Source organism: Aliidiomarina sanyensis, assembly GCF_003987175.1.
GTDB lineage: Bacteria > Pseudomonadota > Gammaproteobacteria > Enterobacterales > Alteromonadaceae > Aliidiomarina > Aliidiomarina sanyensis.
The window spans coordinates 233864-258392 of record NZ_PIPM01000002.1 but is presented as its reverse complement, the minus strand read 5'-3'; the positions used below and the strand labels follow the sequence as shown (position 1 = coordinate 258392).

The 24529-nt window shown below is 51.8% G+C and carries 22 protein-coding genes; 15 read left to right on the top strand and 7 right to left on the bottom strand.

Features of this window, described 5'->3' with window-relative positions; genetic code table 11:
* Positions 1 to 20 precede the first annotated feature (20 nt).
* The 4 genes from CWE11_RS03410 to CWE11_RS03395 all read right to left on the bottom strand — a co-directional run bounded on the left by CWE11_RS03410 (position 21) and on the right by CWE11_RS03395 (position 2786).
* The gene (locus CWE11_RS03410) at positions 21 to 371 is read right to left on the bottom strand and encodes a flagellar protein FlaG (protein WP_126776195.1); all 351 of its coding nucleotides are present in this window, start codon (positions 369 to 371) and stop codon (positions 21 to 23) included.
* A gap of 96 nt (positions 372 to 467) precedes the next feature.
* Positions 468 to 1382, bottom strand: a complete 915-nt coding sequence (locus CWE11_RS03405) for a DMT family transporter (RefSeq protein ID WP_198675573.1) — start codon at positions 1380 to 1382, stop codon at positions 468 to 470.
* A gap of 81 nt (positions 1383 to 1463) precedes the next feature.
* Entirely contained in the window at positions 1464 to 1853 is a 390-nt protein-coding gene (locus tag CWE11_RS03400; RefSeq protein WP_126776193.1) for a thiol-disulfide oxidoreductase DCC family protein, read from the bottom strand.
* A gap of 135 nt (positions 1854 to 1988) precedes the next feature.
* Positions 1989 to 2786, bottom strand: coding sequence for a flagellin N-terminal helical domain-containing protein (locus CWE11_RS03395; RefSeq protein ID WP_126776192.1), 798 nt, complete (start codon positions 2784 to 2786; stop codon positions 1989 to 1991).
* Positions 2787 to 3110: 324 nt separating this feature from the next.
* On the opposite strand from CWE11_RS03395, the gene CWE11_RS03390 reads away from it, so the two are divergent.
* From CWE11_RS03390 to CWE11_RS03320, 15 genes are all read left to right on the top strand, one after another.
* Positions 3111 to 4802: an HD domain-containing phosphohydrolase gene (locus CWE11_RS03390; protein ID WP_126776191.1), complete on the top strand. Its 1692-nt coding sequence runs from the start codon at positions 3111 to 3113 to the stop codon at positions 4800 to 4802.
* A gap of 166 nt (positions 4803 to 4968) precedes the next feature.
* Positions 4969 to 6321, top strand: coding sequence for a flagellar filament capping protein FliD (gene fliD / locus CWE11_RS03385; RefSeq protein WP_126776190.1), 1353 nt, complete (start codon positions 4969 to 4971; stop codon positions 6319 to 6321).
* Positions 6322 to 6353: 32 nt separating this feature from the next.
* Positions 6354 to 6761 carry a flagellar export chaperone FliS gene (fliS, locus tag CWE11_RS03380; protein WP_198675572.1) on the top strand — a complete coding sequence of 136 codons (408 nt, stop codon included), beginning with the start codon at positions 6354 to 6356 and terminating at the stop codon, positions 6759 to 6761.
* Positions 6762 to 6765: 4 nt separating this feature from the next.
* On the top strand, positions 6766 to 7119 hold the full coding sequence (locus tag CWE11_RS03375) for a flagellar protein FliT (protein ID WP_157981280.1): 354 nt from the start codon (positions 6766 to 6768) through the stop codon (positions 7117 to 7119).
* A gap of 35 nt (positions 7120 to 7154) precedes the next feature.
* Entirely contained in the window at positions 7155 to 8132 is a 978-nt protein-coding gene (gene fliK, locus CWE11_RS03370; RefSeq protein WP_126776188.1) for a flagellar hook-length control protein FliK, read from the top strand.
* A complete protein-coding gene (locus CWE11_RS03365) occupies positions 8125 to 8442 on the top strand; it encodes an EscU/YscU/HrcU family type III secretion system export apparatus switch protein (RefSeq protein WP_126776187.1) in 318 nt (105 codons plus the stop codon). Before fliK ends, CWE11_RS03365 begins: the two co-directional genes overlap by 8 nt.
* Before the next feature lie 316 nt (positions 8443 to 8758).
* Complete coding sequence (locus CWE11_RS03360; RefSeq protein WP_126776186.1) at positions 8759 to 9061, top strand: flagellar transcriptional regulator FlhD; 303 nt, start codon at positions 8759 to 8761, stop codon at positions 9059 to 9061.
* 4 nt (positions 9062 to 9065) lie between these two features.
* Positions 9066 to 9629: a flagellar transcriptional regulator FlhC gene (gene flhC / locus CWE11_RS03355; RefSeq protein WP_126776185.1), complete on the top strand. Its 564-nt coding sequence runs from the start codon at positions 9066 to 9068 to the stop codon at positions 9627 to 9629.
* A gap of 90 nt (positions 9630 to 9719) precedes the next feature.
* The gene (gene motA, locus CWE11_RS03350) at positions 9720 to 10586 is read left to right on the top strand and encodes a flagellar motor stator protein MotA (protein WP_126776184.1); all 867 of its coding nucleotides are present in this window, start codon (positions 9720 to 9722) and stop codon (positions 10584 to 10586) included.
* A 23-nt stretch (positions 10587 to 10609) separates the two neighbouring features.
* Positions 10610 to 11566: a flagellar motor protein MotB gene (gene motB, locus CWE11_RS03345; RefSeq protein WP_126776183.1), complete on the top strand. Its 957-nt coding sequence runs from the start codon at positions 10610 to 10612 to the stop codon at positions 11564 to 11566.
* Between the two features lie 129 nt (positions 11567 to 11695).
* Positions 11696 to 12859, top strand: a complete 1164-nt coding sequence (gene flhB, locus CWE11_RS03340; protein WP_126776182.1) for a flagellar biosynthesis protein FlhB — start codon at positions 11696 to 11698, stop codon at positions 12857 to 12859.
* 80 nt (positions 12860 to 12939) lie between these two features.
* Complete coding sequence (flhA, locus tag CWE11_RS03335; RefSeq protein WP_126776181.1) at positions 12940 to 15024, top strand: flagellar biosynthesis protein FlhA; 2085 nt, start codon at positions 12940 to 12942, stop codon at positions 15022 to 15024.
* Positions 15021 to 17249 carry a flagellar biosynthesis GTPase FlhF gene (gene flhF, locus CWE11_RS03330; RefSeq protein ID WP_126776180.1) on the top strand — a complete coding sequence of 743 codons (2229 nt, stop codon included), beginning with the start codon at positions 15021 to 15023 and terminating at the stop codon, positions 17247 to 17249. Before flhA ends, flhF begins: the two co-directional genes overlap by 4 nt.
* Entirely contained in the window at positions 17246 to 17782 is a 537-nt protein-coding gene (locus CWE11_RS03325; RefSeq protein WP_126776179.1) for a hypothetical protein, read from the top strand. The genes flhF and CWE11_RS03325 overlap by 4 nt, the downstream gene beginning before the upstream one ends.
* A gap of 37 nt (positions 17783 to 17819) precedes the next feature.
* A complete protein-coding gene (locus tag CWE11_RS03320; protein ID WP_126776178.1) occupies positions 17820 to 18515 on the top strand; it encodes an RNA polymerase sigma factor FliA in 696 nt (231 codons plus the stop codon).
* A gap of 17 nt (positions 18516 to 18532) precedes the next feature.
* On the opposite strand, the gene CWE11_RS03315 is transcribed toward CWE11_RS03320, so the two are convergent.
* The 3 genes from CWE11_RS03315 to CWE11_RS03305 all read right to left on the bottom strand — a co-directional run bounded on the left by CWE11_RS03315 (position 18533) and on the right by CWE11_RS03305 (position 24422).
* Positions 18533 to 20125, bottom strand: a complete 1593-nt coding sequence (locus CWE11_RS03315; RefSeq protein ID WP_126776177.1) for a serine hydrolase — start codon at positions 20123 to 20125, stop codon at positions 18533 to 18535.
* A 128-nt stretch (positions 20126 to 20253) separates the two neighbouring features.
* Positions 20254 to 22425, bottom strand: a complete 2172-nt coding sequence (locus CWE11_RS03310) for a M3 family metallopeptidase (protein WP_126776176.1) — start codon at positions 22423 to 22425, stop codon at positions 20254 to 20256.
* A gap of 65 nt (positions 22426 to 22490) precedes the next feature.
* Entirely contained in the window at positions 22491 to 24422 is a 1932-nt protein-coding gene (locus tag CWE11_RS03305) for a DUF389 domain-containing protein (RefSeq protein ID WP_126776175.1), read from the bottom strand.
* Between the last annotated feature and the right edge of the window lie 107 nt (positions 24423 to 24529).

Below are 24529 nucleotides of genomic sequence, written 5' to 3'. Positions count from 1 at the left end.
TACACGTTCGTACTTTCTGATTAAGCCTCGGTCCGAAACAGCACCCCACGCAGCTCCGTAAGATGTTGCGCGACTTTTACAATCTCTTCCGATGGAATTTGCCGTATGACTTCGCCAGAGCGTCCGTCCACCACTTGAATCAATACCGGTGGCGTCGTTTGTGTTATTTCAAACCGGACATCGTAAGCGCTTAAGACTTCGTTAATTTGTTGAATAGCTGGCACGAGTTCTTGTGCACTGTAATCGCGACCTGCATCCGTGGTGCCTTTGTTTACGGGAAGCTGCTGAATAGCTTTTTCCAAACGCTGTCGTTCAGATGCCGCAAATGCAGCCGGCCAGTTCGCCGAATACTCACTGATTGGGGTCGTCATCTTTTGTTCTCCACCGAAACCGGAATCGTCATTTTCTGATGCATTTATCGGCAATCGATGCGCAAACTTAAGTCATAATACGACGTAACATGCGCACTAGTGTTGCAGCTTACTTTGGTCGGTATCCACCAGATCTTTCTTCCGCAGAGCCTCGCGGTGACTGATATAAATTCCGCTCGCGATCACCACGGCTGCACCCACGAGAACCCAAGGGCCTGGCCAGTCGCCCCAAAGCATATAACCGAGGACCAATGCCCAAATCATCGCGGAATATTCAAAGGATGAGAGCACCGATGGGGGTGCCATCCGATAGGCTTCCGTTAACAAATATTGTGCGACCGCTCCCGAGAGTCCCAATCCGAGTAACCAAGGCACATCGAGAAGACTCACAGGGCGCCAATCGAATAGCGCCAGTAACCCGCAACCCACGGAAAGACTCAGCACGAAAAATAACATCAGTGATTCGGAGGTTTCGGTGCGGTGCATAAAACGCACCAAGACCATAACCAATGCATAACCCAATGTGGCGAGGAGACCGACAATTACCCCATAGGATAAAAAGCCCATGGCGTTGGGGTTTAACATGATCAGCACGCCGATAAACCCAACGGCAACGGCACTGTACCGATGGATTCCGACCTTTTCTTTGAGTAAAGGCACGGAAAGGAGTGTAATCAGCAAGGGCGCCACGAAAAAAATTGCATAGGCATTCGCCAACGGAAGTTCACGCAGGGTGATCACCGTCAAAACCAGAAAGGCGATGCTGATAAACCCACGAATGACATGCAAGCCAACGCGACGCGGGCGGACCCGGTCCATTCGTTTGGCCAACACAAGCCACAGCACAATAAACGGAAGAGACATGGAACCCCGAAAAAATGCCACCTGCATGGAGCTCATGTGGCCGGCGAGGTGCTTCATTGCGACGTCCATGAGTGCAAAACACAGGACGGCCAGCAACATAAAGACGATGCCTTTACCAATGCGTTCGTGGGCAGCGAGCGGGCTCATGGACATCCTTTCAACGGGAGGGGGTAAGTCGATTATATCGACTTCGACCCGAATGGCCACTGCGATGTGCCAATGAAAGGCTTAGTCTAAGGAGCAGCGCTCACAGCGCGCTTGTCCGGTCAGCGCTTGGGAAATCCGATACCGATTCCGAGCAAAATAGAGATAGGCTTTATCCGCCACCCACCGAATCACCGGCCATCGGAGCGGGGCGGTCAGCCAGCCCCGTCCCACTAGCGACCAGGCGGCGTGTGTTACATCAAGGCCATACAGCATTTCACCCTCGGCATTCAGAGCATGTAATACTCGGTTGGCGTCCGCAATCGATACCTGCGGATAACGCGCCTCAAAATCGTCCGCCAAAATGTCCTCAAAGGCTATTGTGCCGGTGTCATCTAATCGCTTGAGGTGCTTCATTTCACGCACACAGAGGGGACACTGGCCATCATAAAAAATTGTCAGTTGTGCCGACATATCGAATTCTCTGTTGCTGGATTTATTAAGATTACGTCCATATAGCAAGTATAGATGATGGAAACTCCATCCTCGCATGAAAAAAGGCGCCCGAAGGCGCCTTTGGTAAGTCTCTCAGGGAGAAACTGAGGATGATTAACCTAACAGTGACAACACGGACTGAGGAACCTGGTTGGCCTGAGCCAAGACCGAAGTACCAGCCTGCTGGAGGATCTGTGCACGTGTCATGTTTGATACTTCAACTGCGTAGTCCGCGTCTTCGATGCGTGAACGAGCAGCTGACAAGTTAGTAACGGTCGTTGCAATGTTGTCGATTGCAGACTCAAGACGGTTTTGGACCGCACCTAACTTAGAGCGTGTTTCGTCGACTGCAGAGATAGCAGCGTCAAGCGTTGCTAGATTGCCAGTCTCTAGATCGTAAGCGCCAATATCAAATGCTCCTGAGGCAAGGTCAGCAGCTGCGATGGTAATTACTTGACCATCGTTCGCACCGACTTGCAAAGTGAAGTCATTGGCTGGGTCAAATAATGAAATACCGTTGAATTCAGCTTGATCCACTACACGGGTAATTTCAGCTAAGCGCTCGTCTACTTCCGCTTGCAAAGAAGCGATGTCAGTAGCAGAGTTTGTGCTATTCTGCGCTTGCACTGCCAACTCACGAATACGCTGCAAGTTATCATTCACTTGGTTCAGGTTACCTTCAGCCGTTTGCGCCAAAGAAATCCCATCGTTCGCGTTCCGTTGTGCTTGAGTCAAACCACGGATTTGCGCGGTCATTTTGTTCGCGATTGCTTGACCAGCAGCATCGTCTTTGGCGCTGTTGATACGCAGGCCTGAAGACAGACGCTCCATTGAAGTTTGCAGTGAAGACTGCGACTTCATCAGGTTTTGCTGACCAATCAGCGAGGTCATGTTGGTATTGATTACTGACATAGTCTTATTCCTTCTGTTTTCAAAAATGGCCGGCGTAGGTGCCTGCCGTCACCCCTAGTTATCGGAGTGGCTAAAAAAAACTTTAGGCGGATGTTAAAAAAATTTTCATTTGAGGATTCTACGGTGCAACGAGGTGGGAAATTTCCATCGCTCTCGTTAAACCCGTCAACCGGGTATGGCCTGTGTCCACCGTTGTCATCGCTCATCACCACGCCATGCTTTTTCCTTCAGTTTTCTCTCGTGTTGCCGATATGATGCATGCACTATATAAATGCAGGCTGATCAACCCTACGGGCCTGCGAGTTTTTACAATGGAGTGTTTTTGTGGAAGAGGCCGAGTTTTCACCCGTCTCCAGTAAAGTGGAAGTGGCTGCGTTGTTGGAAACCATGACGCAACCGGGTGCTGCACAGATTCGTTTGAATGTGGGCGGCGCAGAACCATTCCCCATCGTCATCCTGGATCTCGAGGAAGATGACTTCGTTTCTTATGATCTCACCGCAATTCGTGATTTGGCCCCTAAACTTCGGCGGGGCGTCGAGTTTATTTTATTGGGTCAAAGCCACGCGGGAATTATTCGTTCCACCCCCATGAAGATGCGCGACTTCGTTGACAAAGACGGGCGGTTGCAATGCAAATCCGATTGGCCGAAAGGGCTCGATTTACGGCAGCGCCGCGCAGCGTTCCGGGCGCAACTGCGCATTGGGATGGATGTCGGCGTTCGGCTACGCACCGACCATGAAGATGAAAGCAAGCGGCTTGAGCTGATGGGCGATCTGCGTGACTTATCCGCGACCGGCTGTCTGGTCGAGTTCTTTAGCCAAGACGGTGCATCGAAAGTTCTCAATGAAATGAAAGCCGAGCTTGAGCTTTGTTTTCCAGATAGCACGGTGTTTCCGATTGTCTCGAATGTGCGCCATATCAAAACGGATGCGGACCGTCAGGTTCTGACCGTCGGGTTTGAGTTTGATAATCCGAGTCAGGAAAAAGAAAAGCAACTGTGGAACTTTGTGCGAGAGATCGAGCGGGAGGCCTCTCGATCGGCGGGTGATGGTGGAAATCGCACGCCATCCCCCCTGTTTGAACAAAAAGGGGAGAACCCCATTGCACTTGGGCGCCGACAAGGACACAAGTACGCCACGCCGATAGCGCGTCGTTTAGCACGGATCGCCGGCTACCTAGACAGCCAAATGGTGGCATTGCGGCAAAGCCAAGAGGTCAACTCGGTGCAGCTCTCAGCCCATGCGGATCGGTTGTTGGATCTTCTCAAAGATGATCGTGAAGGAACGCTGTTTGCTTTGCGCTGTATTCATCGGGAGTCTCCCTGGGTTATGCATGGTTTGGGTCTCGCGATTCGGATGGCCGATCTGGCCCAAAGCCGGGCGAAGATTCCTCGGGATTTGCTCAAAGCCATCGTGGCATGCGGGATGATTCATGATTTAGGCAAGGGCATGTTGCCTTCCTCTTTATGGAAAGCAAGCACCTTAAGCAGAGACTCCTACGTGCGAATGCAATCGCATGTTGCTTTGCTGGTCAATCAAATGGGCAAGTGCAAATGGCTCGCGCCCGTTGTTGTTCAGAGCGTCATTGAGCGAATCAATGAGCGGCTGGATGGCAGTGGTTATCCGCTCGGCTTAAAGTCGACGGACCTTGGCGAGTTGGCACGGATGGCAATGGTGGTCGATACCGTCGACGCTATGTCCAGGCCACGTGCAGACCGGGCAGGCATGACGCCGGAGCAGGTGTATCGCTTCTTGCTGACAAATACGAATATGTATGACCGGAATTGGATTGAGGCATATATCCGTCATTTTGGGGTGATTCCGGTGGGTACGTTGGTGAAGTATAAATCCGGGCAGTTGGCATGGGTGATTAGCTTGGATGACAAACGGTTTATTCGGGCGGTGCAGCTAACCGACCACGAGGGCCCCCCCGACGACAAACTAGGCGAGATTTTGGAAGGCGACAAGCTGGCAGGGTTAGGGGAAATCCGTGAGGTGGTGGGCGCGGAATACTAATCGTTAAGCACTAAAGCTTCTGCGAGTTTTGCCGATAAACCAAATAAGCGCCTTTGATGACCGCTTTTTGGTCAATCAAAAAAGTGAATAGCTGACAAACTAAGCGGGATGGATTAAAAAGGGCTAACCTTCTTTTTTGCATCCAGTGACGGACAAAGGGTACACCATGGCTTCAATTTCTGTGTTAGGCATCGGTTCTGGAATGGACCTCAACGGACTTCTCGATCAGCTCAAGGCAGCTGAACGCCAGAAGTTACAGCCTATTACGCTGCAAAAGCGTGCTCAGCAAGCGAAAATTTCTGCATATGGAAAGATTGAGAGTGCACTGACCTCTTTTCAAGATGCGGTGACCAAACTCAATACGCGCTCGACCTTCCAAGGGGTCGCGAGCCAAGTCAGTGGTTCGTCCGTCAAGGCTGCTGCTGGTGCGAATGCACCCGTGGGGTCGTATCAAGTCAATGTGAACAGTTTGGCGCAAGCGTATAGTGTGGCCACGCAAGGGGTTGCGGATCAAAATGCGCAACTCGGTGGCGGCACGGTTTCTTTCACCCGTGGAGACGGCTCGAATTTCTCCGTCGAGATTGACCCGGATAAAAGCTCATTGAGCGATATCCGCAATGCAATCAACCAGAGTAATCAAGGAGTGCAAGCCTCCATCGTGAATGATGGCAGCGGTACGCCCTATCGCTTGGTGTTGTCTTCGACGGAAACGGGGACTGATGCGGGCCTGACCTCGATTGATTTCGGCGGTGCGTTGAATGGTGAACTCACGCTCGATGCAAATACCGAAATCGAAGCACGCAATGCGTCATTGACGGTGAATGGCATTGCTATCACCAGTCAAAACAATCGAGTTGAGGGCGCAATCCAAGGGGTGACCTTGGATTTAGAGGAAACCGGTGCGAGCACCGTGAATGTTGCTCGGGATACCGAGTTAACGACAGACGCAGTTAAAGAATTCGTAAAGGCATACAACAATCTGCAAAAGACTATGGCAGATTTAACTCGGTTCGGTGGCGAGGGTGGCACGAATGGAGAGCTGCTTGGAGACAGCACGCTGCGAATGATTCAGCAACGGATGCGCAACGTCATGTCGGCTGGAGTGGGCGAAGGCGATATGCGCATGCTGCGTGATGTTGGCATCGATCTCAAGCTTGATGGCACGCTGGAACTCGACGAGAGTAAGCTCGATAACCTGACCTCCACCAACATGACTGCATTAGCTAACTTTTTTGCGGGTGAGACGCGCGATGGTGGTTTGAGCGGTAAGCTAAATACCAGTATCAGTCAGCTGATGGACAGCAACGGTCCGATCAAAAACACGACCAAAGGGTTGCAAGACAGTATTCGCCGTTTGGACTTGCGCTTCGAGCGGATGGAAGACTCCATTGAACGGACCATCGAGCGCTATCGAACACAGTTCTCGCAACTTGATTCGATGGTCGCGCGTATGAACTCCACCAGTATGTACTTGATGCAACAGTTCGACATCATGAACGCGCAGATGGGTCGTAAATAATATGCAGTCAGAGAAACTCTAGGAGAGCAGTGATGTATTCAATGCGCGGTGCAGCCGCTTATGGACGGGTTAGTGTTGAGAGCAATGTACTCTCAGCGAGTCCTCATCAACTGATTTCCATGCTGTTTGATGGTGCCCAACAGGCGATCAAAGCAGCACGTCTCCACATGCAAAATGGCAACGTGGCAGAAAAAGGCAAAGCTATTTCAAAAGCAATCGAAATCGTCAATAGCGGTTTGTTGGCAGCACTGGACAAAGAAAAAGGCGGAGAGCTCGCAGAACGTCTTGAGAGTTTGTACACCTATATCACCTCCTTGTTGTTAAAAGCGAATCTCAAAAATGAAGAGGCGTTACTAGATGAGGCAGCAAGACTACTCGAAGACATCGGCTCAGCCTGGAAAGAAATTGGCCAGCAAGCTGCAGCGGGAGCAGGAGCGTAAGCTTATGTCAGCACGGGCCTATCTCAAGCCGGTCATGGCAGGCGATGAAGTGATTGCGAGCTACGAACGCTTGCTCGACTTCTCTGCCAGTATGCTGACGCATGCGCGACAGGACGATTGGACGGCATTGATTGATAGTGAAGTTGCTTATGTTGCTGAAGTCGACCGTTTGCAAAAATATGAAATGGACGCCATGCTTTCCGAGGAACAGCAAGCATTGAAGCTCTCATTGCTTGAGCAGTTACTAGCGCAAGATCAAGAGATTCGGGAGCGTTTAGCAAAACGGCGCGCAGAACTTGAAAAACTGTTGAGTAGCGCAAGTCAGAAGAAAAAACTCGACGACGCTTACCGCAGCTAACCTCATTTCATACCGGTGCAGGTAAGGAGTGTACGATGAGCGGTATCACTCCATTATTGGATACGTTATTGCATCAGGTTCTTGGTCCGAAAGGTGACCAGACCGCACAAAAAAATCTTAATCAACCGGTTCGACCGGTTGAGCCGGGTGAAGGTCCCCGCGCACTTCAAAGCGATTCACGCACAGACGCTCGTCCTCAATCACAGCCTCATCATGTGCAACCACAGCTTCGCGTTGGTACGCGGGCGTGGCACGGCGCGCCCCCGCTTCCTCCAAGCGGGGCAGGTCCTGCAGCGAGTGCACAAACGCAACTAAGTGGCGCCGGCCGAGCTATCGCCGATATTTTGATGCATTATCCGCGGCCCGGATCTGTGCTGCGGCCCGCAGCTCCTCTCATGCAATCCATAGAAACACCCTCCAATACCTTACTCGCTGAACGACTTACGGACAGCATTCGCCAAAGTGGTGTATTTTACGAGCGCACCTTAGTGCAATGGTTTCGTGGTGAGGCGTCACAGCAACAACTGCAACAACAACCCCAAGCACAAATTGCGCAACAGTTGGAACAACAAAACCCACACGCTCTTCGTCAACCGGGCATTCCAGTCCCCGAGGCGATGCAGTCAATTGTTCGTCATCAGTTGGAAATGCTCTCCACGCCGGCTCTACGCTGGGAAGGTGAGATTTGGTCTGGCCTTTTTATGGCCCTTCTACTCCAGCCTGCGTTTTTCGAGCAGGGCACACGCGATTCCGAAGCGGCCGAAGCACAGCGACAGAAGGAAAAAACTTGGCGATCTGAACTTGAACTTACCGTTCATGGGCTGGGCCAGCTGGGTATACAACTCACCTTGCGGCAGTCAAGCCTTCACCTGCATTTTTCTGCACAAGAATTTGTCATCCATCAACTCGAAGGGTCGGAAAAAGATTTACGTGAGCGATTGGGTCGGTTAGGGTTATCCGATGTTGTTGTCTCGACAAGCGTGCGGGACATCGAGGAGAGAGGCGATGACTGATTCTGCTTGGGAGAAGCGGCGTGGCGCAGTGGCCATCGGCTACGATGAAACCGGAAAATCCGCTCAAGTCCTAGCGCAGGGGTATGGAGAATTTGCGGAGCGGATTCTTCAAGAAGCAAAAAAACACGGCATTTACGTGCATGATGCGCCTGAACTTGTCGGACTTCTGATGCAATTGAATCCGTCGGATTATCTGCCCGATGATTTGCGTGATATCCTCGTTGAGTTATTGTTATGGCTAAATGATGTGGCGAAACATGATCATTTGGGATCAAACGCATTGGACGCGCAAAAAGCGTCTAAAAATTAGACAACTTGTGCGCGTTTGTTCTGCGCTGATCAGAAAATAATCAAAGCCACCTCAATAATTTAACAATAATTCAAAGATCAGGGGTTTTCCCTCATCGCAATGATCCCTAGAATTATTATATAAAGTTATCGTAAAGATGATTGAAACTCATCGTGGTTTGGACTTCTTTCGAGCCCACAACTCGAAATGTTGACGAAACCGTCATAAAGAGTTCATCTTTAACGGTTATAAACTTTTGATGTACCTATAAAAATTATAACTATTCGTTGCACTACACCATGTTGCTCCTACCCCGAGCAAGAAGAGGAGATCGGTCTTGGAAAAGTCAAGCACACTCGAAGAGTTCCAAGAGCTTAATCTTGCATACTTATTGTTGGTCCAAAAAATGATTGCAGAAGATCGTGCGGCCGCAATATTTCGATTAAAGCTTACCGCTGAACTAGCGGAGTTAATTGAGTCTTTGTCAGTTCGTGAGATTACCTGGCTCGCGACACAAGGTCAGTTTGTGCTCCGCCCATGTGCCGAAAATGCCGAGCAGTTAGCACATATTTTGCGGAACCGTCGAGAGACCGGTTTGTCGCAAACTCACCTGGCAATGTTGATGGCATCAACGCGTTAAGCCAATGAGTGATAAAAAACTTCTAGATGAGATGAACCAAGTTCAATTGGCAATCGAGCTGATTGAGCTTGGCGCTCGTCTACAAGTATTGGAGTCCGAAGTTAATCTCAACCGCGGTCGACTTGTCCGGCTTTACAAAGAAGTGAAAGGGGAGTCTCCCCCGAAAGGTTTGTTGCCGTTTTCAACCGACTGGTTCTTAACATGGCTTCCGAATATCCACTCCTCCCTGTTCTATTCCATGTACCGAAATTTGCATGACGAGCAAGGTTTGGATCGCATGACGGCGTTTACCAAAGCCTATCGGTTGTACAATGAGCACGTGCAAAATACCTCGGGTGAACAGGTTCTCGGGCTTACTCGAGCCTGGACACTGCTGCGTTTTTTCGAAAGCAATATGTTCCAATTGTCTCGCTGCACACATTGTGAGCTTGATTTTGTGAATCACGCACATACGCCCGATGACGATTATGTCTGCGGAATTTGTCAACCTCCATCACGTGCCGGCAAGCCCGGTAAACCTAAGAAAACCAAAAAAGCGGCCTCAAAAGCCGTGAATTCTCGCGATTGAAAGTCCTTAAGTTCCCTTAGACTGTGCCGATAACCGATGTGTCGTGGAGTCGAAGCTCTACATTGGTTTTTCGAAAGCGAGGGTTCAGACGTGCTGATTGTCATTGGTTTTCTAGTTGTGACGTTTTCCGTGTTCGGTGGCTATGTGCTAGCGGGCGGAAGCCTTGGGCCCATTTATCAGCCGCTTGAAATCCTGATGATTGGTGGTGCAGGCGTTGGGGCCTTTATCGCTGCGAATAACATGAAGGGCATTAAAGCCACCATGAACGCATCGAAAAAACTCAAGCGCACCACAAAATACAATAAGCAGCTCTACATGGAGCTCATGTCTGTTCTTTATAAACTCCTGAATAAAATGCGTCGTGATGGGATGCTTGCGGTAGAGCGTGATATTGAAGCCCCGAACGATAGCGCCATCTTCCAGGAGCACCCCCTTATTCTTGAAGACCCGATGATGGTGGCATTTTTGACCGACTACCTGCGTTTGATGATCAGCGGCAATATGAACCCTCAAGAGCTCGATGAGCTCATGCTGCATGAAATTGAAACGTTCGAAGAAGAGGCCCACGTTCCTGCAGAGGCACTGCATAAAGTGGGGGATGCGATGCCGGCGTTCGGTATCGTTGCTGCGGTATTGGGCGTGGTAAAAGCACTGACCTACGCCGATGCGACCCCAGATGTTATGGGTGAGATGATCGCCCATGCGTTGGTCGGAACCTTCCTCGGGATTTTGATGGGTTATGGTTATATCAACCCGGTTGCTGCGCGCATTGAGCGTCAAGTCGCGGAGGCGGTAAAGGTATTGCAATGTATTCGCGTCACGCTTCTCGCAAGTATGGGCGGCTACGCCCCGCAGCTTGCGGTGGAGTTTGGACGTAAAGCACTCGATACCTCAGAACGGCCCTCGTTTAATGAATTGGAAGACCACGTGCGCGGCAATCGTCCGGCCGAGTCGTAATATAGAAGTGACTGAGCACCCTTATGGCTGAAGAACATCGCCCCATCATCATCCGCCGCAAAAAGGTGGTGAAAAAACACCACGGCGGGAGTTGGAAAATCGCGCTGGCTGACTTTATGACTGCGTTGATGGCGTTGTTCTTAGTGATGTGGATTATTTCGATGGCCGGGGACGATGCCCGCGAAAGTATTGCGGAGTACTTCCGAACGCCGCTTGTGGTCGCGATGACCGGGGGCGACCGCGCAACGGCGAGCACCAGTGCAATTCGTGGCGGAGGGCCGGATCCAATGCACATGGAAGGTGAGCGCGCGCGAATTGATCTGCGCCGAGAGACCCGCCCATCGGATGTCCGTCGCCACTTTCAAAATATCCAACGGCAGATTGAACAAGCCATTGAGGCAGATCCTGAACTCCGGGCGCTGCAATCTCAGATGCGCTTTGATATGACCCGTGAAGGCTTACGCATTCAATTGCTTGATAGTGAGCAACGACCGATGTTCCAACTCGGGAGCACCACAGTTGCACCATACATGAGTCGCCTGTTGCGAACGGTTGCGCCGCTGCTAAATCAAGTGCCAAACGAAGTCACAATTACCGGCCATACGGATAGCATCCCATTCTCCGGTGGCGATGCAGGCTATAGCAACTGGGAGCTTTCCGCGGATCGTGCGAATGCGTCGCGGCGAGAATTGATTGCAGGTGGTTTTGAGCCAAGCCGACTGATTTCAGTCGCGGGTGTTGCGGATCGCGTCCCACTCGAGGGTGCCGATCCAAGAGACCCAATGAATCGCCGAATCACCCTTGTACTGCATACCACCGTGAGTGCTGAGTTCATTCGTCGCCAAGGACTTTTTCCAGGTGATGCGGAGGAGTTTGAGCGACTGCTTCAGCAAGATCGGGAAATCCAACAAATTATCGACTCGGGAGAGTTACCGGAGCGTTTCTTCGAGCAAGATGACTCCGACTCCGACTCCGACTAAGCGCATCTGAAATCCGTTTAACCTGATGAAAAGCGCCCTTTCGAGGGCGCTTTTTTTCCATTCATTGTTATTTGTCTTCCTGCACAATATCCGCTAACTCCCCCAGAGTGTCCGTAAGACAGGCAAGCAATGGCAGAGCAGAACAGTAGCGACCAAGAAAAAACAGAACCCGCCACACCCCGAAGGCTTCAAAAAGCGCGGGAAGAGGGGCAGGTGGCCCGATCGCGTGAGCTCACAACCTTCGTTTTACTGCTCGGTGGCGTCATTACACTTTGGGGCTTGAGCAGCATGCTTTATCAGCAGCTTGGCTTGGTCATGGAAGGGGCATTTTTGTTTGAGCGCAGGCAAGCGTTCGAGACCATGCCAATGCTTGCGAATGTATTTGAGCTGGCGCAAAAGACATTATGGGCATTGATTCCCCTGTTTGCGGTGATGGTGGTGTTGGCACTCACAGCACCGGCCTTGTTGGGTGGTTGGGTTGTTTCAGCGAAAGGCATGAAGCCTCAGCTATCAAAGTTGAACCCAGCAAAGGGCCTGAAGCGAATCTTCTCCAGCCAAGCATTGGCTGAATTGGGGAAAGCCATAGCAAAAACGACCTTGGTAGGGGGTGTTCTCGTGTGGTTTTTGCTCTCCAAGCGTGGGGAATACCTTGGCTTGATGGAGCAACCGGTACAGCAAGCGGTGAGCAATGCGTTGCAGCTTGCAGCACAGGCCGCTGTGTTAATGGTGCTGACTTTGATTGTGGTGGTGCTGATTGATGTGCCATATCAGTTATACAGCCATGCCAAAAAATTGAAGATGACCAAAGAAGAGGTCAAACGCGAGCACAAAGAAACCGAAGGGGACCCGCATGTAAAAGCGCGGATTCGCTCACAACAGCAAGCAATGTCGCGCGCACGGATGATGACGAAGGTTCCAGAGGCTGATGTCATCATCACCAACCCAACGCACTATGCGGTTGCGCTTAAATACGATGATCAGCGCATGGGTGCGCCGCGGGTTATTGCAAAGGGAACCGATGCGATCGCAGCAAAGATTCGCGAGCTCGGGGAAGAAAATCGCATTCCACGATTAGAAGCGCCCATGTTGGCGCGAGCCCTGTATTTCAATGTGGATATTGATCGGGAGATTCCTGCAGCGCTGTACACCGCGGTCGCCGAAGTTCTCGCTTGGGCGTTTCGTTTGAAGCAGGTTCGCAAAGAGGGCGGTGAAGCACCGTTAAAACCGAAACAACTTGAAGTTCCTGAAGCCATGGCTGCTGGCAAAGTCCATCACCGGGCTCGGGGCGCATAGGTCACCAACATAAGTTCCGTCATGGCGCGTTGGAACTCAAATAACACCTCCGCAATAGCGGAACCGTGAGGAGAAGGTAGATGAAAGGCTTTGCGCCTTCGTTACAACAACTAGGCAAGATTTCTAACGATAAGCTCCATTTGCTCATCGGGCCGGTGTTGATCTTGATGATCTTGGCGATGATGGTTCTGCCATTGCCGCCGTTTGTCTTGGATATGCTATTTACCTTTAACATTGCGCTCGCTCTCATGGTGTTGTTGGTCAGCATGTTTGCTGAGAAACCGCTCGATTTTGCCGCGTTCCCGGCAGTTCTCCTGTTTACGACCCTGTTGCGTTTGTCGCTCAACGTTGCGTCCACGCGGATTGTATTAATGGAAGGACATCAAGGCGGCGACGCGGCTGGGAAGGTGATTGAGTCCTTTGGTCAGTTTTTGGTGGGCGGTAATTTTGCGGTAGGCCTGGTCGTATTCCTTATTTTGGTCATCATTAACTTCATGGTTATCACCAAGGGTGCCGGCCGGATTGCAGAAGTGGGCGCACGCTTTATGTTGGACGCCATGCCAGGGAAGCAGATGGCCATTGATGCGGATCTAAATGCCGGATTGATTGGCGAAGAAGACGCTCGCAAGCGCCGTGCCGAAGTGGCGCAAGAAGCGGATTTCTATGGCTCGATGGACGGTGCAAGTAAATTTGTTCGCGGGGATGCGATCGCAGGCCTCGTCATCATGGTGGTGAATATTCTCGGCGGCTTACTCATAGGGACTATGCAGCATGATATGAGCTTCGGCGATGCGGGACGGACCTATGTATTGTTGGCAATTGGTGATGGTCTGGTTGCGCAGATTCCAGCGCTTGTAATTTCGACGGCAGCGGGTGTCACCGTGTCGCGCGTCAACACAGACCAAGATGTCGGACAGCAAATGGTCAGCCAGTTGTTCGTCAATCCACGCGTGATGGTCTTGGCTGCCTGTGTGATTGGTTTGCTCGGAATGGTACCGGGGATGCCAAACTTTGTCTTTCTGATGTTTACTGGAATCTTGTTGTTCCTCGCGTGGCGGATGCATCAGAAGCAAAAACAAGTTGCCCTTGATGTGACGGAGGACAGTGCGCCGATTGCTCAGTTCGAATCCCCGGAGGCGTCCTGGAACGATGTTCAGTTGGTGGATACCTTGGGCATGGAAGTCGGGCATCGATTGATCTCTTTGGTCGATGAGCGTCAGCAAGGGGAGTTACTTGGGCGCATTAAATCGGTGCGTAAGAAGTTTGCTCAAGAGGTAGGGTTCCTACCGCCGGTGGTCCATATCCGAGATAACCTAGAACTCACGCCCAATACCTATTTCATCACGCTAAAAGGCGGCGAAGTTGGGCGCGCAGAAATCTACCCAGATAAATGGTTAGCAATTAATCCGGGCCAAGTCACGGGAACAGTACAGGGAATCGAAACCAAGGATCCTGCGTTCGGCCTCGAAGCGGTATGGATTGATGCGGCAGAAAGAGAGCATGCACAGATTTATGGATACACGGTTGTCGATGCAAGCACTGTGGTAGCAACGCATTTAAACCACTTGCTGCAACGTTTCTCACCGGAGCTCCTTGGTCGCCAAGAAGTTCAGCAGTTGGTGGATAAGCTGGCAAAAGAGAGCAAAGAGCTGGTCGAGGATGTAGTGCCGAAATGTGTTTCCCTTGCAGTTCTGCAACGGATCTTGCAGAACTTGTTGGATGAGGAAGTGTCGATCCGCGATATGCGCACTATTTTCGATACTCTCGCTGAATTTGAAGGCCAACAAGCAGATGCTCACGAGCTGACAGCACAGATCCGAATTGCGCTTGGTCGTGCCATTACTCAGAAATGGTTCGGTGGAGCGCGGGAGTTGCATGTGATTGGGCTCGATGTGCGCCTCGAGCAAGTTCTAATGCAAGCGCTGAATAACGGCGGAGCATTAGAGCCTGGATTGGCGGCAACTTTGCAACAACAAGCCCAACGGGCGCTTGAGCAGCAAGAAGCCATGGGCGAACCACCCGTCTTAGTGGTTCAACATAGTTTACGCCCGTTGCTTGCGCATTTCTTACGTCGTCAGCTGCGCTTCCTGGTGGTCATGTCCCAAGCGGAAATCCCCGATGACCGTACGCTGAAAATCACCGCATTAATTGGAGAGAACCGATGAGTGTGATGCGCTTTATTGGTATCAACAAACGCGATGTCATGCGGCAGGTCCGAGCTAAATTGGGGCCTGATGCGATGATTCTATCCTCCCGTCAAACAGAGGAGGGCATCGAGGTCATGGCGATGGCCGATGAAGCGTCTCAGGCATCGCAGGATTCGACAACAATGCCAGTCGCTTCAGACGCTGGAGCGAGCAACAGCGAAGCCGGTGATTTCGCTCGACTGGCGCAGCGTTTATTGCAAGAAGTCGAGCAGATGCGTTCCATGTTAAAGCCTGAGCAGTCAGGGGCCATCACCACGGTTCGCGCCGATATGCGTCACGATCTTCTGCGCTGGGCGCAAGCGGGCGGCTTGAGTGGTCGCTTAACGAAAAAGGCGCTCGATAATGTAAGCGACCTGACTCGTTCCGCATCCTCCATTTTACACGACTACGTGCAGTCGCACCTTCGAACGCCCGAGATGCCCGTCGAGCTCTTTGCGGAGCATGGTGTCATTGCCCTTGTGGGCCCAACCGGCGTAGGAAAAACCACGACGACTGCCAAGTTGGCTGCACATTATGTTATGCAGTTTGGACCGGAAGGGCTGCTGTTGTTGACCACGGACAGTTACCGTGTGGGAGCACAGGAGCAACTTAAAATATATGCCGAACTCCTGGGTGTGGAAATGGTCGCGCTCGGTGAGGACGATAAGCTTGAGCAACTCGCGCCAAAACTGAGCCAGAAACGTTTGGTGCTAATCGATACCGTTGGGATGAGCCAGCGCGACCAACGCCTTACACAGCGCATTGCCCAACTTCAGGCTAAGGCAGGTGCACCAAGTGCAACGCGGCTTGTTTTGCTGCTGAACGCATCAAGCCAACGGGAAACGCTGTATGAAGTGGTGGAGCGTTTTCGGGCAGTGGCCTCCGAGTCAGGCCATGAAATTAATGACTGCATTGTCACTAAAAAGGATGAGGCAGCGAGTCTTGGAGCGGTTCTCGATACCATAATCCAGCACGATTTGTGTGTGCACTTTGTCTCTTATGGCCAACGCGTGCCAGAAGACCTCGAGTTAGCGGATCCGGCCGAATTGGCAAAGTATTTTGTCCAAGCGACGGCTCGGATTGTGGCCGAAAATGATATTTTTGAAGAGCTGTGGGGCGGGTCGAGCATCGCAACCTCGGTGGCTGCCTCCACATCCCAACCCGCTGTCTCAAGCAACACGCGGGTGAATCCACGGGGGCTACAACAACTGCGACAACGAGTGCATCAATATACGCCTTGGTTTCAGTTGTTGGAATTTACCCAAGCGGCCGTGTTGAAAAGCGCACAAACGGGGGTCGGGCTTGATCTTACACCCATTCACGCACAGGCACGGGAACTACTCGACACGCAAAATGTGGCGGGGATTAGCTGGCCGAAATCCACGCCGGTTGCTAGTTGTAAGTGGCACTTGCCGCCGATGCCGATCAACAATCATGGGTATCTGGGATACTTCCCGATTGTCAATGATCCTCACCAAACTCAGGGCGAGTCGCTGGATATGGCAGCGGTTGCGAAAGACCTCCACGCGAGTTACCACATTTGTGCTGCACTACCGGAACCTGCCCAACGTGCGGCACTCAACGCTCCATGGGTTGCTGTGATCAATCGAAATCACCGGGTCATCCACGCTGGGAAAGCGCAGGCTGCGTTGCGGGTCAATGCGAGTATGACGCCACCTCAAGAGCACCGTTTAGTCTATCGCGGCGAAGCGGTGCGCTGTCAACTTCAGCGCGCTGATGTTGTGCTGCCCGATACCGAAGAGCCGATGGACTTATGGTTTGGCCTTGTTGAAGCCTCCGAGCGCAAGGCAACGCTCGTGCGCCGCCATTGGCTGAGCCCCAAAGGACAAACACGCGAACTCACCGAACAGCTGTTACTGGAACAATTGGCGATCGACGAATTGGCGAGCTTAAGCCGACAGGCAGTGCGCGCTTTACAAACCATGGTAGGGGCCGACGCGCAAACACCCGACTTGGTGTATCTCGGCGTACTGATTGCAAATTTCGTTATTCGAGTTCAGCAAGACCCGACCGAAAACGGCACACAGATTCGTCATCAGTTGTTTGACTACTCGGGTCGGCGGGGGCGTCATGATACAACGAAGTTGCTTTCGGGTGTTCTACAAATGTTGGAGGCAAGCGCAACCCTCGCTATTTTGCGCCATGATGATGCAGCACAAGCGAACGCAGGGGTGATGGCATGACGAATCAAGAACTAGATCAAGCGGCGGGCCTGCGTGCGTGGGCTGCGGCAAGTAAGTCTGAAGCGCCTCATGCAAACACTCAGAGAGCCAGTGAGAGTGGACCAAGTGGCTCGCGTGCCTCAGCATCGGATCGTTCCCGTGAGAAAACCCAGAATTTGTTGGTGATTGCCCACCCGTATTCCACGGAGGTTGCCACACATGCGAGCGAGGCTATCCTGCGCTATCATCAGGAAGGCCGACAGTGGGTAGGGGATCCGAACCAATGGAATATTGTTGTGCGCAGTCCATTGGACGAGGATTTTCTTGAGTATGCGCAACGATTTGGCCGGTGGGCACTGTGGTTGGATACGGACGTACAGGGATTTCAGCGAGCTTATCATACGCTCAAAGATTTACAGCATCGGTGCAGCAAGACACCTCGGATGTTGCTTATGCATCCTCCGGTGCAGTCCCGGCGTGGACTCGTAAATAATGTTCAACAAATCGCGCGGGATTTTTTTCAAATTGAACTTTTGGTACTTCAGCGCGCATAAAATTGCGATTGAGTAACAAGGGAGTGAACGAAGAATCATGTATACAGCGCAGGGCAAACTCGATCGCGACGCCGTGATCAAGCAATATTACCCCACCGTCCGCCGGCAAGCTTTGTCTTTGCAGGTTCGGCTCCCTGCGGGCGTTGATTTAGATGATTTGATTCAAGCGGGCCTTGAGGGGTTGCTCGATGCCTTGACGCGATTTGATGCGCGAGCGGGTGTTGCGTTCTCAACCTTTGCCCATCAACGGATTCGCGGCGCGATGATTGATGAGTTGCGTTCTCGCGACTGGCTTCCGCGGAGTGTGCGGCGGTCTGGACGAGAGGTCGAAGCCTGCGTCCGTCGGCTCGAACAGCAATTGGGACGTCCACCGGAAGAGCGCGAGATTGCCGCTGCGCTTGAGATGCCACTTGAGGAATATCACAAGCTCCTACATGACACAAATAATGGTCTTGTCTTGTCGTATGATGAAGTCGTAACGGATCATCATGACGCAGCATCAGACAACGGCGCCTATGATTCGCCTGCGGATGCATTGTTTAGTGCTGAGCGACGGCATTTGATTGCCGATGCGATTGGTGCACTCCCAGAAAAAGAAAAGCTCGTCATGGCGTTGTATTACCAAGAAGAGCTTAACTTGAAAGAGATTGGTGCCGTGCTTGGGGTCACCGAGTCACGGGTCTCACAACTTCACAGCCAAGCGATCAAACGTATTCGAGCCAAAGTCGCTTGACTGGCGCCGCGGTGAAATTAGTCACGCACCCGCTGAAAGCTCACATCACGATAGTAAGGGGTCGGATAGATACCCACCTGCAAAAGGGCCGGTCTAAGGGTAAAACGAACTTCTAATGTGGCCGCATCCCCATCGGCATTTCGCGTGAAGTGCACAAACTTTTCTCGTTGTGCACGGTTGTGATAGCTCGCACGCCACGTGTCATGATGCCAATGCTCCAAATCTAACAGTGAGACACCATCCTCCCAAAAATGCAGGGACAGTGTTCCCGTTTCATTTTTGAACACTTCGACATGTCCGTATTGCGGATCGTAATAGCGCCCGATCATTTGTTGCTCGGTGAGGCTGGGCTCCGTTCCTTCTTGACGGGCGGCGTGAATGGCTTCGCGCTCTTCAAGAACACGCGCATATTGTGCTTGGTACCGCGCATAGATTTCGTTGTTCCAATCATGGGATTCAAAGCCGGCAATGCGATCAATAATTTCATTCACCACGGCAATCCGATACGGTGTAAAGGTATTGGTAACCACGACGATGCCGAGATCGAGTTCAGGAACAAGCACGAGCGAGGTGTTGAACCCATCGGTGGCTCCGCCATGCTGGCTTATCTGGAGTCCGCGATAATGATCGAGGCTCCAACCAAGACCGTAGGCTTCGATCGGGGATTCGCGATCGGCTCGACCTGTCGCCACCTGTGGCCGGTGCATTTCTGCCATGACCTCTTCGCTCAATAAGCGGGTTCCCTCGTAGACTCCGGGCTCGCCTAATTGCAAACGGATCCATTGACCCATATCGCGAATCGACGTGTTCACGGATCCGGCGGGGCCCGCATTGTCCCAATTTCGACGTTGAATGACCTCCAATTGACCATCAATTTCTTGGTGGGGCCAGGCAATGTTGGAGTCGTCGGTATCGAACTGGGTAATTGACGTGTTCGATCGCGTCATGTTCAACGGTGCAAAAAGGCGCTGATGCATAAAATCATCCCAGCTCATTCCTGATACAGCTGCGGTAATTTCTCCCGCAACTGAATACATAATGTTGCTGTAGACATATCGTGAGCGGAACGGTGCTTCGGGTGTGTGGTACCGCATCTGTCGGATCACAGTCTCTCGGTCAGCGGTCGGCATAAACTGCAAACGGTTACCGGTCATTCGCCCGACACCGACTTGATGACTCAGCAGATCGCGAATGCGAACTTCCCGTGTGACCCAAGGATCCGAAAGTTCGAACCATGGCAAATGATCGACGACGCGATCATCCCAGGTAATCTTGCCCTCATCGACCAGCATGGCTAGTGTCGCGGCCGTCATGGCTTTGGATGTTGAAGCAACACCAAACAGGGTGTCTGCATCGACGCGTTGGGGTTCGCCAAGCTTCAGTGCGCCGTAACCTTCTAAGTGGATAAATTCATCTTGATAGATCACACCGACCGCCATGCCGGGAATTCCCCATTGTTCACGGCCGGCCTCTATGACGTGTTCGATCCCAGATAATGCATCATGAGCCGATGCGGCTGAGCTCTGCCCAAGCGCCGCAAAAGGAGTGAAGAGGAAGGGCAGCGCGAGTAGGCTCGCTGCTTTGAGGTATAGAGCTGCACGATCGATCATGGATAGTCTCTTTTTTTAACAGATTGGGCACAAAGAACCCTGCATCCAAAAAATCAAGGGGCGTACCGTGGCCGCCCCTTGTTCGGTTGTGACCGGATGCAGCGCATCACGGGTGTGCGGACGATGAATTAATCGTCCGAATCCAGTAAACCACGGCGAATCAACAGATGACGCGTGTCGTACTCCTGACCACGGAAATCCATATAGAGCTCAAGCGCTTCTTTGGTGCCGCCCCGAGAGAGGATAGTATCTCGATATTTCTGAGCGACGGGCCCATCAATACCGCCCTCGGCCATCAGATACGCAAACGCATCGGCCGCCAACATTTCTGACCACATGTATGAATAGTATCCTGCCGCATAGCCGCCTGCAAAAATATGCGAGAAGTAGGTTGAGCGGAAACGTGGCGGGATCGCATCGAATAACACGCCATGACGTTCCAGTGCTGCCCGTTCAAAGCTCTCAACGTCTTGCAATGGCTCATCTGCACTGAGCATATGCCAATCGAGGTCAAGCAGTGCTGCTGCCATGTACTCGAGCGTGTCAAACCCTTGATTGAAGTTCAGCGCATTGAGCATGCGTTCAAGAAGCTCGTCGGGGATTGGCTCGCCAGTTTCATAATGTTTGGCATAGTTGCTGATGATTTGCGGGTCATGGGCAAAGTCTTCATGGAAGTTTGACGGAGACTCAACAAAATCCCGAGGGACCGCAGTTCCCGCTAGCGAAGGATAGGTCACATCAGAGAATAGCCCATGGACGCCATGGCCGACTTCATGGAACATGGTGCTTACGAACCCGTATGAAAGTAAGGTGGGTTCTCCCTCAGGCGCTTTTGGAATGTTCATCACGTTGAACACCACCGGCCGCTCATCATTCAAATGGTTTTGAATAACAAACGAACTCATCCAGGCGCCTCCGCGCTTGCCATCGCGCGCAAAGTAATCTGCGTAGAAAATACCTAAGCTCGAACCATCTTTATCAAAAACCTCATACACTTCCACATCGTCATGATATGCCGGAAGATCAGGACGTGGCTCGAAGGTGATTCCGTACAGACGCGTCATCGCATAGAACATTCCGTCATGGAGAACGCGATTAAACTCGAAATAAGGACGGATTTCACTTTCGTCGAGGTTGTACTCGCTGACACGCACTTTTTCTGCGTAATAGGCCCAATCCCAGGGGGCGAGCTCATGGTCGTGTCCGAGTTCGGCAATTTTAGCCTCGAGTAGCGCTTTTTCTTGCTGAACTTGCTCAACAACAGCGGGCACCATGTCGAGCAGCATTTCGTAAGCTCGCTCCGGTGTGCCAATCATGCGTTCTTCGAGCGCATACTCTGCGTAATTGTTGTAGCCCAAAATAGCCGCTCGTTCTGCGCGAACCTGAGCGAGACGAGACACGATTGGACGGTTATCAGTCGCTTCATCAACACCAAACCCGCGGCTTGAGGATGCTTCCCACACACGCTGGCGCACGTCGCGATTATGCAAACTTGCCAGTAGTCCGTCTTGACGGGTGGTGTTAGTAATTGCGAGCGCGTATTTGCCTTCGTGCCCGAGTTCGTTTGCGCGATTGGCGGCTGCGCGAATTGCACTTTCGCTCATACCATCGAGTTCTTCAACATCTTCGATGATGACTGCTGCATTGCGTGTTGCTTCCAACACATTCCGTGCAAATTGTGTGGTTAATGAGGATTCTTCTTCGTTAAGTGCTCGAATTTGCGTCATTTGTTCTGAGGTCAGATTAGCACCCGCGCGTACAAAGCGTTGATGGTAGACCTCGAGTAGACGCAAAGATTCGTCGTCAAGTCCTAGCGTGTCTCGTTGCTCGTAGAGTGCATCGACACGAGCGAACAAGGCTGGGTTCAGATAGATATCATCGCGATGCGCCGAGAGTTTCGGTGCCAGCTCTGCCTGTAGATCACGAATCGCATCGTTGCTGGTCGAGGAAGTCATCGCAAAAAACACGCGAGATACCCGCGTGAGCAATTCGCCCGAGGTCTCCATGGCAAGGATTGTGTTTTCGAAGGTAGGTGGCTCAGGATTGTTCGCAATGGCCTGCATCTCTGCGGCTTGCTGTGCCTTGCCAGCCTCAAACGCAGGCGCGTAATGTTCATCGCGGATACGAGTGAAATCAGGTGCTTGGAATTGCAATGGGCTTGGTGCATAGAACGGATTGTCTGCACTGAGTTGAATGGCTGTCTGCTCATCTTGTGTCGATTGAGGTGCAACCGGAGCGTCTGAGCAGGCGGTGACAGTCAATGCAAGGCCGATTGCAGCGGCGATAAGTTTCATGCGCATGGGTGATTCCTCATGGTGGATAAAGCCGCGCAATAACATAGCAGGAGTGGGCTCCAGACTCAAATTCACAACCGATATCGGAACCCGAGTTCGAGCTCAACAGGTCGGTCCCAGCGAGTTTCTAACTCATCTCTCAGTGCCTGCATGGTGGCTAAATCAAGGGGTTGTGTGCCAACGGTATCCGCAGAGATTGCGATACGGTTACGGCGTAAAGTAACTTCTACGTTGGTTAATTCAATGGTTTGTTCGGCAATAAAAAAATGGCGCTGACTTAGGTCTCGCTCAATTTGATAGGTTTGGTAGATGGAGGCAAACGCAAATGCTAGTGGAATGGCAATGATGCCGACCGAGGCAAAGGTCAAGGTTAATCCCTTGCGTGCCCGTTTCACCGGCGCATAGCCGAGGACCAAAAAGGTTAACGCTGCTGCCCCTGCAATGCCGACTAAGTTGGTGAGTAGTAGCAGTCCTGCGCCATACATCATTTGTAGATTTGCCCAACCCAAGCCTATGCCAGCGACACACAAGGGTGGAACCAGTGCAACGGCGATCGCGACCCCCGGCAGACTGCGCATCACCGCGGCACGGGCATAGGCATATGCTCCGGCGATACCACACGCAATTGCAACGCCAAGGTCAAGCAAGGTGGGTTGGAGTCGAGCTGCGATTTCCGGGGTGATTTCTCGCACGGGCACGAGTAACGCAAGAAATGCTGAAGTTGCTAAACCGAGCACGACGCCAATGCCAATCGTTCGCAGGCTTGTCTGGGTAAGTGTGCGCTCACTACGAAGTAGCCCCATTGCAATCGCGACAATCGGTGCCATGAGTGGCGCTAATACCATGGCCCCGATAATAATCGCCGTGCTACTCAAGAAGAGGCCAAGTGTTGCAACAACGGAGCTTAGTACCATGAGGGCCAAATAATGCGGGTGTGCCTGCGCACTATCTCGGATTTGAATAAATAACTCCCGGAAATCGTCTTCGAGGGCGTGGGTAAACAAGGGCAAATGACGGGAGATGAGCGCAATCCGATCCTCATTTTGTGGCAGATTATCAATCCGCATGGTGTCTTTATTGTCATCAATCGGTGCGTGAAAGTCGTGGTACGCATCGCTCATGTTAATGCGCACTGCACGCGGGTACATTTCAAGTTCCACATGGTCGGTTTTATTGGCACGCCCGTCCAGTGCAACACGGATTGGTTTTTGCGTTTTGATGGTCATCCGGCGCGTCTTGATGTAACTGATACAGCCCGGTAACTTACGCTGCGAATCACGACGGATAAGCGACTGCAAAAGGAACGACAAGTACTCAGTGACGGATTTTGGTGCGATGGCGACCACTGAAACTCGGTTATCTTGAACTGAGATGGTGGTATCAAGGATTCGAGCGGCGGCGGAGTTCACCTCATTTTCGATGGCAACAATCCCCGTAATGGCGGTTTTGATTTCTTTCTTCTCGGTGGTGAGTGTCGCTGGGATAACCTCGATGGAGAACAAGTTGCGAAAACTGCGCCAGAGCAGCGCAAGCCAATACATCGCAAACCGCCATGGGTTCTCTTCCCGTTGCAACCACGTGGTGCTGCGTTGACTGATAAAAGGTGTTTCACCGAGCGTAACCGATCCAAGCACCACCTCGTTGTTACAGCGCAAAATATCAATGGCTTCCGGATCATCCTCAAATGCAAGCCGAATGGCTTGATCGCGATCTTGTGGCAAGTTGAACCATGTGGCTAACGGACCACCTTCGATGATCGGTACAAATCCAAGTGAAAAATTAAGTGTTTTTGCGATGTCGATAAATTGGTGTGCGGTTTGGTCGGTGACCAAAGTGACCACGTGATCGGCTTGGTCGGTAAATTGTCCGGGTCGTTCGAGGAACTCCGCTTCGGTAACATCAATGAGTTTTATATGATGGGTCAGCGCAAAACTGTGAATTTTTTCCAATAACGGGAATTGGTCCGGGGGATAGACCACCACGGCTTTTTCCATAAACGCCATACCGACACCTAATCGTAAGAGTTATCTTGAAGTTATAGCGCACAGCAAGGCGACAATAAAGCCAATTCGCGATACGCTATACCCTCTAAAGTAGTCGTGAAGCGAGA